This is a genomic window from Sutcliffiella horikoshii, assembly GCF_044809035.1.
Lineage (GTDB): Bacteria > Bacillota > Bacilli > Bacillales > Bacillaceae_I > Sutcliffiella_A > Sutcliffiella_A horikoshii_G.
On sequence record NZ_CP085237.1, the window covers coordinates 2,139,442 to 2,155,915 of the forward strand.

The following is a 16,474-nucleotide window of genomic DNA, read 5'->3' on the forward strand; positions in this document are numbered from 1 at the left end:
TATGTATATTTTTTTGCAATCAAATTCATCACTGAAAATGATATAATTATCATACAAAATATATTGTCCTGTGAAAATAGACAAAACTATACTAGTTGGATAATTCATCGATTTTAATTGAATGGAGAGAGTGTAATGCCCATTATTCATGGGGTTTTCTACGACATTTCCCCTCATTGGGACGTGGAGAAAGCTAAAGGTTTGAATACGCTTGTCTATGTAACGGAAGGGAAAGTTCTTTATCAAGTGGAAGATCAGGTTATGCTATTGACAAAAGGTGATCTTTTGTTCATTCCCTCCGCGTACATTAGATCATGGAAAAATGATAAGAATGAAAGTCACCGTAAATATACCATTGTATTTGAGAAAAATGAGACAAATTATCAACATTTTATGGAAGATGAGATTGTTTTATTCAAACCGAGAAAGTCTGCTTATTATGAACAACGATTGACTTTTTTAAATGAACAGTGGCTTAGTAAACGGTATTATTATGAAGAACTGTCCCAGAATATCCTATTGGAGCTTCTGATTATGATTGCTCAAGAGAAAGCGGAATGGCATACTTCCCCTGTCAAAGAATCTTCTGTCCGCGACATGCAAGAATATATTCTAATGCATTATCGCCGAAACATTAGTATTGAAGAGTTGGCATCTCTTATTGGGGTTACACCGAATTATGTCACCGTATTATTTAAAGAAGTTCTAGGAATCACGCCTATTCAGTATCTTCATCAGACTCGCATTAATAATGCTTGGAACTTAATTAGTACAACGAAGATGACGATTAAGGAGATTGCTGAGCATTTAGGTTATTGTGATCAGTCGTATTTTAATAGAATGTTTAAAAAGTGGATGGGGATCCCCCCTTCGCAAGTGAACAAGACATAAGCAAAAAGCATAGAGAATGGCCTCTATGCTTTTTCGGTGGTCGTTTTCGTTTCAGATTTGACTGCTTCGCGGAAGGCTGCTTGAAACTTGCTTGTATATAGTCCCGGTTTTGCTTGTGAAAATGTGACGCCGTCAATTTTAACGATAGGCATGACTTCGCTCGTTGTGGAGGTTAAGAATACTTCTTCTGCCTCCATCAGTTCCTCTTTACTAAATGGTTGGATTTTATAGTCCCAACCGTTTTTATCCATAATTTCTAAAAGTTTCGTTCTCGTAATCCCATTCAAAATTAAATTATTGGCTGGATGGGTCTGGAGGATCCCGCCTTTGACGATAAAAATATTAGAAGATGACCCTTCCGTAACAATCCCATCTCTAATAAGAATGGTCTCAAATGCCCCCGCCTCGTTTGCTTTTTGCTTAACCATAATATTGTAGAGGAGGTTTAGGCTTTTAATATCGCATCGAAGCCAGCGCAAGTCCTCAGCAGTTATTGCTTCCACTCCTTTTGTTTGCGCATCCTCTACACTTTTATAAGGAAGTGGGTATGCAACAAGTTGGGGAGTTAGTGTTTGATCATAATGGTGTGACCTGTTAGAGACTCCTCTTGAAATTTGGAGGTAGAGTCCTCCCTTTGTCATATTATTAGCATGAATAAGCTCAATCAACCTGTTACAAAGTTGTTCCGGTTGTTCATTTAGCTGAATGCCAATTTCATTAGCACTTCTATACAACCTTGCAATATGCTCGTTTAGGGTAAAAGGAACTCCATCATAAATGTTCACAACCTCGTATACCCCGTCTCCAAACTGATACCCTCTGTCTTCAATATCCACTTTTGCTTCGTTTCTTTCCATCATTTTATCATTAACCAACACTTTCATTTTTCAGTACCTCCAGATGCGTTATTTATTCAAAATAAGTACAACAGGGCAATGGTCACTTCCCATTATATGAGAGTGGATTTCAGCCCCCTTCAATGCATCACGTAATTTATCGGAAACAATGAAATAATCAATTCGCCAACCGATATTTCTTTCCCGAACCTTATTCATATACGACCACCATGTGTATTTGTCTGTCGTTTTTGGGTAATAATGGCGGAAGGTATCTGTAAATCCTTCTCCAAGAAATCTTGTCATCTTTCCTCTTTCTTCTTCCGTAAAGCCGGAATTGTTGCGGTTAGATTTGGGATTTTTCAAGTCGATTTCTGTGTGCGCTACGTTCAAGTCGCCACATAAAATAACGGACTTCTCCTGATCTAGCACCTTTATGTAAGCTAAGAAGCGGTCCTCCCAATCCAGTCTGAAAGGGAGTCTGGCCAAATCTCGCTGCGAGTTTGGAGTATACACGTTCACTAAGAAAAAATCCTCGTACTCAAGTGTAAGCACCCTTCCTTCCGGTTCGCACTCTTCTGCCTTTTCCAGATCCAATCCATATCGCACTTGAAGCGGTTTTACTTTAGTAAAAACAGCTGTGCCAGAATACCCTTTTTTCATTGCGTAGTTCCAGTATTGATAATATGCTGGCGTATCTAAGTCGATTTGTCCCTCTTGAAGTTTCGTTTCCTGAATGCAGAAAATATCCGCATCCATCTCGTTAAAATAATCCAAGAACCCTTTTTTAACACAAGCTCTAATTCCATTCACATTCCAAGATACTAGTTTCATAGGTGTATGTTATTCCCTTCTAAACTATTACTATATTTAGCCCAGTATATCAAAAAGAACCGCTTTTCAAAAAGAAAAGCGATCCTAACCTTGCCCATTACACTTGAAATAAATGAAATTTTAAACCATAAGGGTCACTTACCATCATACTCTTTTCACTGAACTCTTTGGTAATGATGCAGTTATTTGCCATTAAAACTTCCTTTGCATCTTCAATATCTTCAACAGCGAATTCGAAAAATATGGAATGATCATGCCCCTTATTATGTTTCTCCATATAAAAATTCATCCCATTCATAGTAAATAGTGTTTCAGAATTTGTACTTTTTTCAGGTTTCAAACCTAGAATTTGGTGATAAAATTCAATAGCTTTATCATATTCCTTCACTTGAATTGCAATGTTATTTGTTAACTGATAAGGCGAACGCTCATTGATTTTTTTACTTGGTTTATAATCTTCATATCCTGATGGAAGCAAATCAAATAACGGCCATACAGAACAAAAATCATCACCGGGTCCGAAAAAGGAACTTGCGTGGCGGTAAATGATTCCCTTATCATCTTTTGAAAAAATCGTCACGCCAGGGTAAAACCCGTCATTTACTATAAACCCCATGTCATCTTTGAATGATGTTCCTTTTGTGGAGACAATCGGGAAGTTCCAGCTTCTTTCTGCTGCAAAATTCTCTTGCACTTCAGGCTCATCCGGAGTCGACAAGACAAAGGCCGCCTTTCTTCGAATATGATGGTATACACTATTAAACCCATCTGCCCACATAGTGCAATAGGAACAACTTCTCCCCATGTTATGGACCACGAATAGCTCATCTTTATCTTCAAATAATTCTGCCAAGCTTACCTTTCCATTTTCGAAAGATAAAAAGATATAATTATCTACTTTTTCTTTTTCTATGTTGCGTTTCAATTCTGCCAACTGCTTTTTCTTTTCCAGGATTTCTTTCTCCAAATGTTGGATTTCTGTTAACATTTCCGTTTGCTTCAATATGACCACTCCTTTATTAAAATAGAAGAAATTTGTCAAAAACATACACTGTTCTTTACCATGTGAATCATTTAAGATGTTAATAACATTATGTTTGGTCGGGAGGGATGTAATGAATTTACTCAGAGTAGTTTCTATGTTTACTATTTTCCTAACGTCTGTCCTTTATAACCTTGACCTTTCCCCTCCAAATAATATTCTAGGCATCTATGAGAAATCCTTTTATTTTGAGATGGAGAATGAACCTGTCAATGAAAATCCTGATGACGAGGGTATAACTGGGATTATGTCTCACAGTGTTCTTTATAGAAACATTCACATCTCCCTTATTCGGGAACAACCCTTTTCCAAATTAAACTTTCATCTTGTGACGGTTTTTTACCAGGGGAGCTATATTTGATGCGATTTTGATCTGCCTCATTCCTATCCAAAAAATTAATGAAGGAGGAATGTGATCATGTTATGGGTTCGCATCATAGCTATCAGCTTTTTTTCGTTCACTTCTATTAGTCTCCTAGTATTTCAAGGGATTGAATTTGTGAAGGCATTTAGTGACTTTTTTCACCATAGATAAAATGATTGAATTGGCCGGGTTCCGCTGGGACTCGGTTTTTTTCGTGAAATAAAAATTAAATTTTCTAAAAACGCAAAATATTTCAGGTGGGCCCTCATATAATAATACAACTACTACTTACCCAAAATTCATGTAAAGGAGAGATGTTTATGAGAGAAACACCAAATTATGGAGAATTTTACCCTAAATCATTAGTTCCCATTAATAAGGATGATCTCGTAATTTTTTTAGAAAAAGTGACCGATTTTGAGGTTTGTGACAATTACAGTCATTGGTTAATTGCCCTTGAAGGCCGAGCGTTGGGGAGTGGAGAAGATTATTACCATTGGCAAGTAGTCGTGTTCCCTGCAGAAATAGGCGGGGGTTTTGATTATAAGCATCCCTTATATGTCTCTACCTTTTTCTTATCCATTGATGAAGCAATTGATTACACCTCTGAAGTGGAACGAATAGCCAGTGCCGGACAGCTTTATACAATCGCAGGGTAATAAATGAGAAAAAAGAAAAACATCATGTTTTTCTTTTTGCAGACGTTTGTGAAAGAATATACATATGACGCCCCTTCATCCTAACTTTATTAATATCCCCTTTACAAAAAAAAAGCCCACCGCTAATGCGATAGACTTCTATGCCAATCTAAACACAATTCCATGCCCGCCCTTTGGATACTCCCATTTAATATTCTGATGAGGACAACCTATCCGGCAACTACCGCACTCATGACAACCTTCATAACCGACATGCATTCTAATATTTTCCCATTTGTAAATTTCTGCCGGACAAAAGATAGTGCAAATTTTATCGGGACATTTAGTTAAACAAATATCTTCATCCATTACTGTCAAATGAGATTTGGTGTCAGCATTAAAGCGAACCAGGTATTGTTTTTCTTCGATAGACTGACCTTTTTTCTGTTCACTCATTACTTCATCACCTTCCATGCCCGGTATGCATCACGGGCTAGTTTGAGTTTTTCTTTCGGAGAGCCAAGATCCTTCCATATCTTTTTTTGCTTCTCCCACTTAGATTGACCATCTACGGTAAACATTTGGCTTGCTGCTCGGTTGACCATCGGAATGTACTGGTCGAAGTACTGTGGAAACTTATTAAAATGATGGGTGGAATCCTTGTACTTTTTCATATCCTGGCCTACAAAACTCTTCATGAGATTAACGCGATACTGATCCAGTGTACGTTCGGAGAAATCCCCTACAGACATTGCCTCTAGAATGGTCGCGGCGGCTAGTCTTCCGGAGGTCATTGCAAGGTTCGACCCTTCACGGTGAATAGCATTAACAAGCTGTGCCGCATCCCCGACAACCAATACCCCGTCTGCCACAATGCGTCCCATTGATTTGAGTCCCCCCTCAGGAATTAGGTGGGCCAGGTACTCAACAGGTTCCCCGCCAGCAAGGTAGGGTCTGACCATAGGGTGTGTCTTCACATATTCCAACAGTTCATATGGTCTTATCTTATGCTCGATTAATCCAGATAGAAGTGTTCCGACCCCGATACTTAAAGTATCTTTATTGGTGTACAGAAATCCTGTCCCAAGAATGCCTTTTGTGGCATCTCCCAAAAGTTCGATGGTACAACCCTGGTTCTTTTCCAGGTTGAAACGGTCCTCAATCACCTTACTGTCCAGCTTAATGATTTCCATCGTGGCAAGGGCCACTTCTTCAGGCCGGTATTCCTTGTGAAAGCCAAGGGATTTACCAAGTAGGGAGTTTACTCCGTCCGCCAGGACCACGACATCCGCATAGACTTCTCCATCAGGCCGGTCTGTCCTTACGCCTATCACTTTTCCATCTTCCACAATGCATTCTAAAACCACCGTTTCATTGACTAGCAATGCCCCCTGTTCCACCGCTTTCCCAGCGAACCATTGATCAAACTTCGCCCTTAGGACGGTAAAATTATTATAAGGTTCCTGGGCCCACTCCAGGCCCTTATAGCCAAACGTAACAGCGGATTCCTTGTCCATCATCATAAAGCGTTGCTCGACAATCGGCCTTTCAAGCGGAGCCTCTTTATGAAAATCAGGAATAATATCCTCCATCATCTTTCTGTATAACACTCCGCCCATTACATTTTTAGATCCTGGGTATTCCCCTCTTTCGAGTAAAAGTACATTTGCTCCGCCCTTAGCGAGTTCATATGCACAAGAGATACCCGCAGGTCCTGCCCCAACTACGATACAATCAAACTTTTCCGGCATATTAAACCTCAACCTCCTCTCCGTGTAAAGCTTTGTTAAATTCCTTTACAAGCAATGGAACGATTTGGAAAGCATCTCCGACGATCCCATAATGACAAGAATTAAAAATGGCCGCATCAGGATCTTTATTAATGGCAATAATCATTCCTGAGTTCTTCATTCCGACAATATGCTGGATGGCCCCGGAGATTCCGATGGCAAAATATATCTTTGGTGTAACAGTGACCCCTGTCTGGCCGACCTGATGATGGTGCTCGATCCAGCCTGCTTCCACCACATCACGGCTTGCACCAACCACTCCTCCAAGCGTTTTTGCAAGTTGATGGACAAGTTCAAATCCTTGTTCACTTCCAAGACCTTTTCCTCCAGCTACGACAATATCCGCTTCATCTATCCTAATCTTCTTAGTGGCTTCCCTGACAATCTTTAAAACTTTTGTCCGCATATCCTCTTCTTTAATATCAACATTCTCTGCAATTAACTTACCGGTACGGCCCTTCTCCGGTTGCAGAGCTTTCATTACTTTCGGCCGTACAGTCGCCATCTGTGGGCGGTATTTTTTACAGAGGATCGTGGCCATGATATTCCCGCCGAAAGCCGGGCGACTTGCCAATAGTAATCCCGTATCTTCCTCTACATCCAGTTCGGTTGTGTCGGCAGTTAAGCCTGTTGGAAGATCCGTCGCAACAGCACTAGCAAGGTCCTTTCCAGTTGATGTGGCCCCGTACAAAATAATCTCCGGCTTGTACTTTTCACTGCAGTGAAGTAGTGCTTTCATAAAAGATTCCGTACGATACAATTGAAAGATCTGTTGGTCATATACATAAACCTTATCTGCTCCATATTCAAAAACTGTATCTGAAAGTCCTGTGACATTTTCGCCAATTATAATTCCAGCAAGCTCCACTCCACGTTTGTCCGCAAGTGTTCGCCCAGCCCCAAGCAACTCCAAGGAAACCGGTGCGATCTTCCCTTCATTTTCTTCAATGAAAACCCAGACTCCGCTATAATCCTCAAAACTCACTTCGATCCCCTCATTTCTGCGAACAACTCTTTCTTTTCCAACACTACTGAAAGCAGCTGTTGTACCTGGTCGTCCGAGTTGCCCTCAAGTAGCTTTCCACCTTCTGGTTTTGGCGGGGCCCAAACTTTTGCAACAATGGTTGGTGATCCCTTTAAACCTAGCTGTTTCCGGTCAATATCTTCTAAATCATTAACAGACCAGATGACAGGTTGATATCGCGCAGCCTTTAGCATATTAGGAAAAGTGGAGTAAGGAACTTCGTTAATTTCTTTTTCTACGGAAAGCAAACAAGGCAGTGTAGTCTGTACGACTTCATACCCATCTTCAAGTTTCCTATGAACCACCATATTGCCATCCTCTTTGTTGATTTCGACGACTTTATTTACAGAAGTCAAAGGCGGGATATCAAGACGCCGGGCAATACCGGGCCCTACTTGTCCTGTATCACCGTCAATGGTCATTTTCCCACAGATAATCAAATCGACCGGCTTGATTTCACTGATCTTATTGATTGCTTTTGTCAGTGCATAACTGGTTGCTAAAGTGTCTGCTCCGGCAAAAGCCCTGTCAGAAATCATATATCCCTCGTCGGCCCCAATCTCTATGCATTTTCGAATGGCTTTGACCGCTGGTGGCGGTCCCATCGTAACGACCGATACGGTTCCACCATATTTATTTTTAAGGCGTACAGCTTCTTCTACCGCGTGGGCATCGTAAGGATTTAATATCGCCGGTGCACTGGCTCGGTCCATCGTATTCGTTTTTGGATTCATTTTAATTACTTTCGTATCTGGTACTTGCTTTATACAGGCAACAATGTGAAGCAAATCTTTTCCCTCCTGCCCTTTATCTATTTGTCATGATAAATAGTAATGTATATTCGTCCCACTACTATCACTATATAAAGTTATTTGAGAGAAAATACCGGTTTTTATAGATTTATTGACAAGTTGGGGCAAAAAGAAAAACATTACTCCTTTGTGTGGGGAGTAATGTTTTCTTATAGCATTTGTTAAATTCTGTATTGTGATAAAAACTTCAGAAACTCTTTTTGTATTGAATGCTCATATTTCATCAATGCGTATGTCTTGGCATCAGGTAGATTTATCGACCGGCAATCTACTTCAAGTAGCCTTCCTTCTAACAGTTCACGCCTAACAGTAGATTTAGGTAAAATGGAAACCCCTAGCCCCTCAATAATAAACCGCTTAGTAATATGCGTCTGGGACACCTTCATCATTTTTGTGTGAGGGTACATTGCCTTAATCTGTTGACATAGTTCGTCCCAATACCCAGGGTGATTGTGAGTCAATAATGTATGTTGGCGAAAGATATCCTCTTCTTCCATTGGATATCCTGTCTCCAAATCAAAGCCATCGTGTGGCACAACCAAAACAAGGGGATCATCATATAGTGGATGGCATTTCAGATCTGTTTTTCTATTTGGAAGACATGATAAACCGATATCCACTTCTTCCTTTTCCACTGCCTGTTCAATTTTGATAGATTCTATAATTTTTACGGAAATTTCTATGTTTGAATGTGATTGAACAAATTGTTTTAGCACAAAAGGCAAAATGGTATCCGCAATCAACGGAGAGATTCCGATGGTAAGTTGAGATATGAACCCTTGTTGAAAGGAATGCATGTTCGCTATTCCTTCTTCATAAAGGGATAGCAATGTTTTTGCATCCTTCATGTATCTTCTCCCTGCCTCGGTTAAAACCACCGCTCTTCCATCTCGAACAAATAATTCTGCACCCACTTCCTTTTCTAATTGCTTAATATGTACAGTCACTGTCGGTTGTGAAATATATAACAGCTCCGATGCCTTTCTGAAATTCCCATGTTCCGCAGCTATTACAAATGTTTTCAGCCAGTTAAGCTCCATCGAATTACACCTCTGATTATCTATATTAATCAATTAATTTAAAATTCTTTAATATTCTTAATCAATGTAATTTTATACAATATAAGTAATAAAAGAAAGGGTGATGAAAGGTGAATGTACAAAGAGGGTTAAAAGGTGTCCTTGCTGCTGAAACCAGTATTGCTGAAGTGGACGGCTTAAACGGTCGTTTAATTTATCGTGGATATGAAATAAGAGACATTGCGACTACTTATTCTTTCGAGGAAATTGCTCATCTATTATGGTTCGGTGAACTGCCTTCTGGTGGACAGTTAGAGAAGTTCAAGTCTACTTTTTCCTCTTATAGAACCCTAACTCCAACGATGGAAAAAGTATTATCTGTTCTTCCTAGTGATATGGATATGATGAGTGTGGTGAGAACAGTGATTTCCAGTGCCGGGGACCAATTCTTGGCGTGGAAACCGACTGTTGAGAATGCAATGAAACTGACAGCGGTTATTCCCACAATCATTGCTTACCGAAAGAGAATACTAGAGGGTAAAGATCTAATTGCTCCTTTTCTGAAATATAGTCATGTGGAAAATTACTTATATATGTTACATGGAAATCCAGCAAGTCCTGAGCACTTACGAGCATTGGAAACCTATATGATTCTAACGATGGAACATGGAATGAATGCTTCTACCTTCTCCGCGAGGGTAACTGCTTCAACCGAATCGGATCTTGTATCTGCGGTAACTTCCGCTATCGGTACGATGAAAGGACCACTTCATGGAGGGGCCCCTTCTGAGGTTATAGTATTGTTGGACGAATTGGATAAAGTTGAAAATAAAAAATTGCACTTGCGAGAAAAAATAATCTCGGGAGAAAAGCTGATGGGATTTGGGCATCGAATTTATAAAACGCATGATCCCCGTTCGATAGCTCTCAAGGAAACTCTGTCAGGACTTGTAGGAAAAGATAGATGGTTGGACTTGGCATTAGAGGTGGAACGTGCGGCAATAGATGTGTTGGAAGAACTTAAACCAGGCAGAGGACTGTATACGAATGTCGAGTTTTATGCTGCCGCCATCATGAAAGCAATTAATATGAATTCTTCCCTTTTTACACCAACTTTTACTGCAAGCCGAATGGTCGGTTGGACCGCGCATGTATTGGAGCAGGCTGAAGATAATGTGATATACCGCCCATTGTCGAAGTATGTGGGGAAATAGTTTGTTGCCTTTTAACTAAAAAACCAGAACCCGACAAAAGGGTTCTGGCTACTCAAAAAACATAAATTTCAAACTCGCTTAAATACGTGGAAAGTGGGTCATGAAGCCTGTCCCCTAAACCCAATCACTCACAACAGTCATCCGAACAATAGGATGTTTCACTTTTGTTTTTCGACTCGAAATTTTGCAGTTTCGGTTTTTCGTTTTCTTCTTCCCAAACTTTGGCCAAAGCTTCTGAGAATACTTCCGGTGGTTGAGCTCCGGAAATGGCATACTTGCTATTTAATACAAAGAATGGAACACCTTGTACACCTATTTCTCTTGCTTCTCTTTGATCGAAACGGACATCTTTTTCATATGCATCCCCGGCCAACACTTCTTCCACTTCTAAAGAGTCCAACCCAAGGCTTACCCCTAATTCTTTTAAAAAGTCCTTATCGCCAATATGTTTTGACTCAGTAAAGTGAGCTTTTAATAGACTTTCTGTCATTCCTTTTGCTTTACCTTTAGATTCGGCATATTTGGCTAAACGGTGTGCATCGAATGTATTGGTTGGAATAGAAGTATCAAAATTGAACTGCAAACCTACTTCGGAAGCTTGCTTTGCAACTCCTGCACTCATTCTTTTCGCTTCTTCTACAGACATACCGTACTTTTTCGCAAGTATTTCATATATAGATAATTCTGTTTCACGCTTCGCATTAGGATCCAATTCAAAGCTTTTATATTCAATTGTTACTTCGTCTTTATGTGGGAAATCTTCCAATGCTTTTTCCAATCTTCGTTTTCCGATATAACAGAAAGGACAAACATAATCAGACCAGATTTCTATTTTCATCGGTGCACCTCTTTTCTTAAACTAGTATCTATTATCATAACATAATGTATGTAAAACCTCTTTCAATATGCACAGGGCTGAAGGCATTCATCGGAGCCACTTAATGTAGGTTTTCATTAATTTAGGTAGTTTTCCTTCAAAAAGCTTTTCACGCCAGTAGAGATCTGCTGTTCGTTGGACTGCAGCCGCGTGGTTAGGATATGGATGCACCACCATCGACAAATCACCTATCCGTTTTCCAAATTGAACAGCTGCTACTACTTCCTGCATCCAATCACCAGCTCCCTTCCCGATCGCATGGGCTCCAAGGATTCGTCCTTTCTTATCGGTTATTATCTTCACAAACCCATTAGTGGAATTTGCAGTGACAAAACGGTCTACATCGCCCAATTCTACCTTATAGATTTTATAGGACAGGTCTTGGTCTACAGCTTCTTGTTCCGTTAGTCCCAAGTGGAATATCTCTGGTGAAGTATAGGTGATCCATGGAACCTTTGAATAGTCTATTTTTCGACGCAACCCCAGTACTGCATTCTGAACAACCAACTTTCCTTCCATGCCGGCAACATGGGTAAAAGGATAACTTCCGTTCACATCTCCCACTGCGTATATGGATGGAATGGAAGTCTGCAGTTGTTCGTTCACTTCGATATAGCCCTCGTTATCTGTATTCACGCCAATTTGATCAAGTCCCAATGTATCTGAATTTGGTACCCTCCCTGCCGCAACTAAGATAGCATCTGTTTCCAATATGATCTTTTTTTCCCCGACCTGTATTGTTGCAATCCTGGTTCCTTCCTTTATAGAAACATCCAAGAGGGAAGCTTGTTTATAGATCTGGAACTCATGTGATAGTAAATTTTCTGCAAAACCAATGATATCTGCGTCTTCTTTTACAAGAATATGGTCAGATTTTTGAAGTACCGTCACTTTACTGCCAAGATTAGAAAATGCTTGAGCAAGCTCCATTCCAATCGGCCCTCCTCCAAGCACCAATAACCGGTCAGGCAGTTCCTGGATATCAAAAATGGATTTGTTGGTTAGGTAGCCTGCTTCCTTCAAACCCGGGATATTAGGGATGAAAGGGCGTGATCCAGTAGCTAGAACGATTCTTTTACCAGTAATGATGGATTCCCCAGCATTAATGGAAACTTTATTTTTGGATAAAAAGAATCCATATCCTTGAAATACATCTACCCCCATGTTACGAAATCGGTCGGCATCATCATGATGTTGGATGGTTGCGATCACTTCTTTTATCCTTTGTTGTACGCTTTTAAAATGTTGTTTATTGTCAAGATCTAAACCCATGGTTGCCCCCTGCTTAAATTTATTGGCTTCTTCTATTAAAGTCTTGGAGGGGACACAGCCATAGTGTAAGCAGTCTCCGCCGGGTTGCTTCTCTTTTTCAATCAGTGCTACCTTTGCACCTAATGAAGCTGCACCAGCTGCTACGGTTAACCCGCCTGAACCCCCACCAATCACAATCAAATCATAGTTAAAGTTGGACATTGCTTGTAACCCCCACATTTATGTTACCTTGATGATACAAAAAACGTTGCGCTAATACTACTAAAAGGTTAGTATCAATGTGCGGTCGGACCAATTTAGAATCTATACACTAAACTGCTGATTAAGCTCCCTACAAATAGCAGCAGAATCAACCCTTACACATACAAAAGGCGGTCTTGTATTCTTGGTTGCTTCCACAGGCACCCCAAGCCAAAGAATGTGATGATCAATGATGATAAAAGGAAAAGTTACATCCTCTGTGATGATCGATACTTTTTTCTTCCACTTGGCTAAACTGCTTTTCCATTCCTCAGGAAGCGAATCGAGGTTCGGCAAGCCTATTTTGACGGAGCTATAAGATTGTTTCATGTCATCCATGACCCTATCCCACTTTCTAGCATGCATCCATTGCACCTTTGGATGCTGTTGCTTAATCCAAGTGCCGATTTGAGCTGGCTGAACATGCAGCTGGGACTCTTCCTGATAGTCCACTAATTTTCTAATGACTTTATTGTAAGAAACCTTTTTCTTCATAAATTGGCTATCACAAATGTGAATGAATTTTCCTTTCGTTCTTGTAATGGCAACATTCAATAATCGTTCACTTTCTTTTCCCACCAACAACATTCCAGGTCTCTCCAAAGGAAAACCATCTACAGAATCAAATAAAATAATGTCCTGTTCACTTCCTTGAAAACGGTGGACAGTAGCAGATACAATTTCTGCTGATTGAATTTCCTGTTCATAAATATCTTGCAGCAACATATCCATCCATTGAGCCTGTGCCCGATACGGTGATATATAACCTATCGACCTTCCTCCTTCTACATAAGCCTCATGTATTAATTGAAATGCTTGAAGCAGATGCCATAGGTTAATGCGGGATCTGCTGCTCTTTTCTATAAAAGCATGCTCACCGGTATAGCTTGTGCATAATAAAATAGATGCTTGATTAGGGAACGGCTGCTGCTGTGAGATACGATGCCTATTCTTTAATACACTAGGATGATCTCCTACGAGTGAATGATAAACATATTTGTTTGTAAATGCGGAAATAGACGGATGCATCCTCCGTTGTTCTTTTAATAAAAATAGGTGAGGGTGTAAGCGCGAGGAATGAACGTTATCTGCCACTCCTGTACGGTGGAAAACATCTTCTTTCAACCACTTTTCCACTAATTCATGCCTGGCTGAGGCTATAGGTGGTAGTTGCTTGAAATCTCCGCATATAATGATATGTTTTGCCAATGAGGCAGCGAAAGCGGCTTGTGGAACATAAGCCATACTTGCCTCGTCGACAATGACTACGTCGTATTCTTTTTCATAAAATAGCTGGATCCATTGCAGCTTTTGCGAGAGTAGTACCTATAATGAATGCTTTCTCTAGAAAATCAATTTCTTTTTGCCTTATCTTTTCCAGTATCCTCGCTACTTTTGTTTCCACTTTCAGTAATGATTCCGAATCCCTCTTACTGAATGATTTGGATAAGTCTAATTTAAGATGCTTCCTTTCTTCCATTACTTGATCTCTGTCTTTAGCAAGTAATGGATCACGGTTTTGAAGCAACTGAGAAGTTGTAATGGCAGGAAGATTTGCCAATAAGTCACTGTTTTGTGCACCATACCTTAGAACATCACCTTCACTGTTACGTTCCTGCTTAGATAGAAAGGTTGAGATTTCTCGCATCAGGACATCAACGGACTGATTACTGTGAGACAAAAGAAGGACTTTTTTCTTTTTGAAGTATTTATTTGCTGCTACCCTTGCCAACGTGTACGTTTTCCCTGTTCCTGGTGGTCCCCATACAAATGTCACAGGATTGTATTTGGAGCGGAGAATCAATTCATGAACACTGCTTTTAATAATATTGGTAGGATGCTTTGGTTTCATTTCAGGATGCATTAATCTTTTGATACGTGAACGCTTCTTTTTACTTTTTTTCAATTCATCAAGTCTTTGGATAAGTTGATCCAACAGTTCCCAAGGATCATGGAACAGATACGCTTCTGTGATAAGGTCTCCTAAGGATTGTTCAAAAGAAATAATCACATTTTTTCCCTCTGAGGACAGAATCTTACCTTCCGATTTTATTCCTCCCCACTCCAATTTCGCTTGTGAACCTACAGGAATCCTTACGGAAGAATAGGTTTCAAAAAAGTATGTAAAGCCTTTATCAGTTGATATAAGGTGTCCGTTATTTATAAGATATTTGGTACTCCCAAATCTTTTCAGGTGCTGTATTTCAGCCTGTAATGCCTTTTTCCATTCGTTAATATATTGGATTGTCTTCATTATTCTTTCCTCAACTCATCATTTTCTACATCCACAAACTATATCACAAACGGTATAAAAATAAAAAAGCCAAGATTCTTCAACAAATTTGCTGGAATCTTGGCCATTTAATAAATTATTTATAAAAACTAATAACATTTTTCAGTACTTTTTTATCTTGCTTGCTTATGGTTTTTGGTTTAATGGGAGCAACGGCAATCTTATCCGCACTTTCTAATGTTGAAATTTCAAGATAAAAAGGGTTTGAGCTTTTATCCCCATCCAAGTATCCTTTAAGGATTTTCACTTTACCTGTCGAACCTTTCATCTGTTCCTCATAGTCCCAAGTAATATTATTTTTGTAGGTTTTATCCATTCGTTCCTTCAAACCAAGGGCTTCGGAAACAGCATCCTCCGCTGTTTCTAGGAATGTATCAGATCTTTTCAATCCTCTCTTTTTCAACCCGTCTCCAGCTTTTGCTTGGTAATATAGACATGACATATAGGTCATCCTCTCTGTGTGTCGGTTTCACACCTTTAGACGGCGAATCTTAACACCAGGATACCAAAGGAACTTACCTTCTCTCTATAGTTTAACCTTTCACGCCAGTTTCTACCACTATTTTATATAATTATACGGGATTGGGGAAAATATATTTGAGGATTAAGTGGGATTACTGCCTATTTTATGAGATAATGAAAGAATGATTAGAATTTCAAATGGAAAGAAGGAACCTTAATGAAACAAAAAAACAAGTTCCAAGATAATGAAAAAGTGATTTTGAAAAGTACTGGCGAGGAAGTTACCATCTTAAAATTCAACTACGTCCCCAATTTAAAAAGATACTCCTACACTATAAAAGAAAACCCTAAAACCTTTTATTTCGAAGAAGAGATCAAACAAAGCTAAATCCACCATTCATTTAACAATCAAAAAATGAAGAAACCCTTGGCAGCTAGCATGGGTTTCTTTTTTATGTTTTTTTCGCCATATACGGGGTATTCATTTTATATGAAAAGGAAGGAGGATAGAAATGCTATTGGTATATGTAAGTATTGCGATTCTAGTCATATCCTTAATTTTGCTTAGTATTGCCTTTGTTTCTTTTCGAAAAAAGACGGACCCCACCTTATCTTATATCAATACAGTGAGTGAACGTCTTCAGGAAGAAAACAACGCCATACAAAAACAAGTCAATCAATTAAAAAACAAACAAGAAGCCATAAAGAATGATATGGATTGGAAGAAATCTGTTTTCATCTTTACTTTTGCTGAAGTGAAGAAACTGCCCAATGTATTCAAGAGTAGTTCCAAGCAAAAACTTCATGAGTATGAACGCGGCATGTAAACATCAATAAACCATAAGCACCGTCATCCTAAAAAGGAA

The 16,474-nt window shown here is 39.5% G+C and carries 19 protein-coding genes; 6 read left to right on the forward strand and 13 right to left on the reverse strand.

Annotated elements, in window-relative coordinates; genetic code table 11:
* Positions 1-135: 135 nt before the first annotated feature.
* A complete protein-coding gene (locus tag LG307_RS11110; RefSeq protein ID WP_404450315.1) occupies positions 136-891 on the forward strand; it encodes a helix-turn-helix domain-containing protein in 756 nt (251 codons plus the stop codon).
* A 23-nt stretch (positions 892-914) separates the two neighbouring features.
* Here the strand turns inward: LG307_RS11110 and dat are convergent, their stop codons facing one another.
* The 3 genes from dat to LG307_RS11125 form a co-directional block, all read right to left on the reverse strand.
* The gene (gene dat, locus LG307_RS11115) at positions 915-1,775 is read right to left on the reverse strand and encodes a D-amino-acid transaminase (RefSeq protein WP_404450316.1); all 861 of its coding nucleotides are present in this window, start codon (positions 1,773-1,775) and stop codon (positions 915-917) included.
* A 21-nt stretch (positions 1,776-1,796) separates the two neighbouring features.
* Positions 1,797-2,561: an exodeoxyribonuclease III gene (locus LG307_RS11120; protein ID WP_404450317.1), complete on the reverse strand. Its 765-nt coding sequence runs from the start codon at positions 2,559-2,561 to the stop codon at positions 1,797-1,799.
* Positions 2,562-2,658: 97 nt separating this feature from the next.
* Positions 2,659-3,564, reverse strand: a complete 906-nt coding sequence (locus tag LG307_RS11125) for a DUF899 family protein (RefSeq protein ID WP_404450318.1) — start codon at positions 3,562-3,564, stop codon at positions 2,659-2,661.
* A gap of 112 nt (positions 3,565-3,676) precedes the next feature.
* Here LG307_RS11125 and LG307_RS11130 point away from each other — a divergent pair, with 112 nt between their 5' ends.
* Together LG307_RS11130 and LG307_RS11135 are read left to right on the forward strand one after the other, a co-directional pair.
* Positions 3,677-3,964, forward strand: coding sequence for a hypothetical protein (locus tag LG307_RS11130; protein WP_404450319.1), 288 nt, complete (start codon positions 3,677-3,679; stop codon positions 3,962-3,964).
* Between the two features lie 323 nt (positions 3,965-4,287).
* On the forward strand, positions 4,288-4,626 hold the full coding sequence (locus LG307_RS11135) for a hypothetical protein (protein WP_404450320.1): 339 nt from the start codon (positions 4,288-4,290) through the stop codon (positions 4,624-4,626).
* Between the two features lie 138 nt (positions 4,627-4,764).
* Here LG307_RS11135 and LG307_RS11140 read toward each other — a convergent pair whose 3' ends face one another.
* From LG307_RS11140 to LG307_RS11160, 5 genes are all read right to left on the reverse strand, one after another.
* Positions 4,765-5,079, reverse strand: a complete 315-nt coding sequence (locus LG307_RS11140; protein WP_047968712.1) for a ferredoxin family protein — start codon at positions 5,077-5,079, stop codon at positions 4,765-4,767.
* A complete protein-coding gene (locus tag LG307_RS11145; RefSeq protein WP_404450321.1) occupies positions 5,061-6,356 on the reverse strand; it encodes an FAD-dependent oxidoreductase in 1,296 nt (431 codons plus the stop codon). Before LG307_RS11145 ends, LG307_RS11140 begins: the two co-directional genes overlap by 19 nt.
* A 1-nt stretch (position 6,357) precedes the next feature.
* Entirely contained in the window at positions 6,358-7,380 is a 1,023-nt protein-coding gene (locus LG307_RS11150; RefSeq protein ID WP_404450322.1) for an electron transfer flavoprotein subunit alpha/FixB family protein, read from the reverse strand.
* Positions 7,377-8,207, reverse strand: a complete 831-nt coding sequence (locus LG307_RS11155) for an electron transfer flavoprotein subunit beta/FixA family protein (protein ID WP_404450323.1) — start codon at positions 8,205-8,207, stop codon at positions 7,377-7,379. Before LG307_RS11155 ends, LG307_RS11150 begins: the two co-directional genes overlap by 4 nt.
* A 185-nt stretch (positions 8,208-8,392) precedes the next feature.
* On the reverse strand, positions 8,393-9,271 hold the full coding sequence (locus LG307_RS11160) for a LysR family transcriptional regulator (protein ID WP_404450324.1): 879 nt from the start codon (positions 9,269-9,271) through the stop codon (positions 8,393-8,395).
* 110 nt (positions 9,272-9,381) lie between these two features.
* Here LG307_RS11160 and LG307_RS11165 point away from each other — a divergent pair, with 110 nt between their 5' ends.
* On the forward strand, positions 9,382-10,464 hold the full coding sequence (locus LG307_RS11165) for a citrate synthase/methylcitrate synthase (RefSeq protein ID WP_404450325.1): 1,083 nt from the start codon (positions 9,382-9,384) through the stop codon (positions 10,462-10,464).
* 124 nt (positions 10,465-10,588) lie between these two features.
* Here the strand turns inward: LG307_RS11165 and LG307_RS11170 are convergent, their stop codons facing one another.
* The 5 genes from LG307_RS11170 to LG307_RS11190 form a co-directional block, all read right to left on the reverse strand.
* A complete protein-coding gene (locus tag LG307_RS11170; protein WP_404450326.1) occupies positions 10,589-11,302 on the reverse strand; it encodes a DsbA family oxidoreductase in 714 nt (237 codons plus the stop codon).
* A gap of 87 nt (positions 11,303-11,389) precedes the next feature.
* A complete protein-coding gene (locus LG307_RS11175) occupies positions 11,390-12,814 on the reverse strand; it encodes a dihydrolipoyl dehydrogenase family protein (RefSeq protein WP_404450327.1) in 1,425 nt (474 codons plus the stop codon).
* A 102-nt stretch (positions 12,815-12,916) separates the two neighbouring features.
* The gene (locus LG307_RS11180; RefSeq protein WP_404450328.1) at positions 12,917-14,098 is read right to left on the reverse strand and encodes a DEAD/DEAH box helicase; all 1,182 of its coding nucleotides are present in this window, start codon (positions 14,096-14,098) and stop codon (positions 12,917-12,919) included.
* Positions 14,099-14,135: 37 nt separating this feature from the next.
* Entirely contained in the window at positions 14,136-15,107 is a 972-nt protein-coding gene (locus LG307_RS11185; RefSeq protein WP_404450329.1) for an AAA domain-containing protein, read from the reverse strand.
* A gap of 115 nt (positions 15,108-15,222) precedes the next feature.
* Positions 15,223-15,588: a hypothetical protein gene (locus tag LG307_RS11190; protein ID WP_404450330.1), complete on the reverse strand. Its 366-nt coding sequence runs from the start codon at positions 15,586-15,588 to the stop codon at positions 15,223-15,225.
* Positions 15,589-15,825: 237 nt separating this feature from the next.
* Here LG307_RS11190 and LG307_RS11195 point away from each other — a divergent pair, with 237 nt between their 5' ends.
* Together LG307_RS11195 and LG307_RS11200 are read left to right on the forward strand one after the other, a co-directional pair.
* Positions 15,826-15,996, forward strand: a complete 171-nt coding sequence (locus tag LG307_RS11195; protein ID WP_010199486.1) for a hypothetical protein — start codon at positions 15,826-15,828, stop codon at positions 15,994-15,996.
* Between the two features lie 124 nt (positions 15,997-16,120).
* The gene (locus tag LG307_RS11200; protein ID WP_404450331.1) at positions 16,121-16,435 is read left to right on the forward strand and encodes a hypothetical protein; all 315 of its coding nucleotides are present in this window, start codon (positions 16,121-16,123) and stop codon (positions 16,433-16,435) included.
* The last annotated feature ends 39 nt before the right edge of the window (positions 16,436-16,474 follow it).

Bases quoted from the DNA above. Each gene is read 5' to 3' on its own strand.
- LG307_RS11110 (WP_404450315.1), top strand. From the start codon at position 136: ATGCCCATTATTCATGGGGTTTTCTACGACATTTCCCCTCATTGGGAC.
- dat (WP_404450316.1), bottom strand. From the start codon at position 1,775: ATGAAAGTGTTGGTTAATGATAAAATGATGGAAAGAAACGAAGCAAAA.
- LG307_RS11120 (WP_404450317.1), bottom strand. From the start codon at position 2,561: ATGAAACTAGTATCTTGGAATGTGAATGGAATTAGAGCTTGTGTTAAA.
- LG307_RS11130 (WP_404450319.1), top strand. From the start codon at position 3,677: ATGAATTTACTCAGAGTAGTTTCTATGTTTACTATTTTCCTAACGTCT.
- LG307_RS11135 (WP_404450320.1), top strand. From the start codon at position 4,288: ATGAGAGAAACACCAAATTATGGAGAATTTTACCCTAAATCATTAGTT.
- LG307_RS11140 (WP_047968712.1), bottom strand. From the start codon at position 5,079: ATGGAAGGTGATGAAGTAATGAGTGAACAGAAAAAAGGTCAGTCTATC.
- LG307_RS11145 (WP_404450321.1), bottom strand. From the start codon at position 6,356: ATGCCGGAAAAGTTTGATTGTATCGTAGTTGGGGCAGGACCTGCGGGT.
- LG307_RS11160 (WP_404450324.1), bottom strand. From the start codon at position 9,271: ATGGAGCTTAACTGGCTGAAAACATTTGTAATAGCTGCGGAACATGGG.
- LG307_RS11170 (WP_404450326.1), bottom strand. From the start codon at position 11,302: ATGAAAATAGAAATCTGGTCTGATTATGTTTGTCCTTTCTGTTATATC.
- LG307_RS11175 (WP_404450327.1), bottom strand. From the start codon at position 12,814: ATGTCCAACTTTAACTATGATTTGATTGTGATTGGTGGGGGTTCAGGC.
- LG307_RS11180 (WP_404450328.1), bottom strand. From the start codon at position 14,098: ATGGCTTATGTTCCACAAGCCGCTTTCGCTGCCTCATTGGCAAAACAT.
- LG307_RS11185 (WP_404450329.1), bottom strand. From the start codon at position 15,107: ATGAAGACAATCCAATATATTAACGAATGGAAAAAGGCATTACAGGCT.
- LG307_RS11190 (WP_404450330.1), bottom strand. From the start codon at position 15,588: ATGTCATGTCTATATTACCAAGCAAAAGCTGGAGACGGGTTGAAAAAG.
- LG307_RS11195 (WP_010199486.1), top strand. From the start codon at position 15,826: ATGAAACAAAAAAACAAGTTCCAAGATAATGAAAAAGTGATTTTGAAA.
- LG307_RS11200 (WP_404450331.1), top strand. From the start codon at position 16,121: ATGCTATTGGTATATGTAAGTATTGCGATTCTAGTCATATCCTTAATT.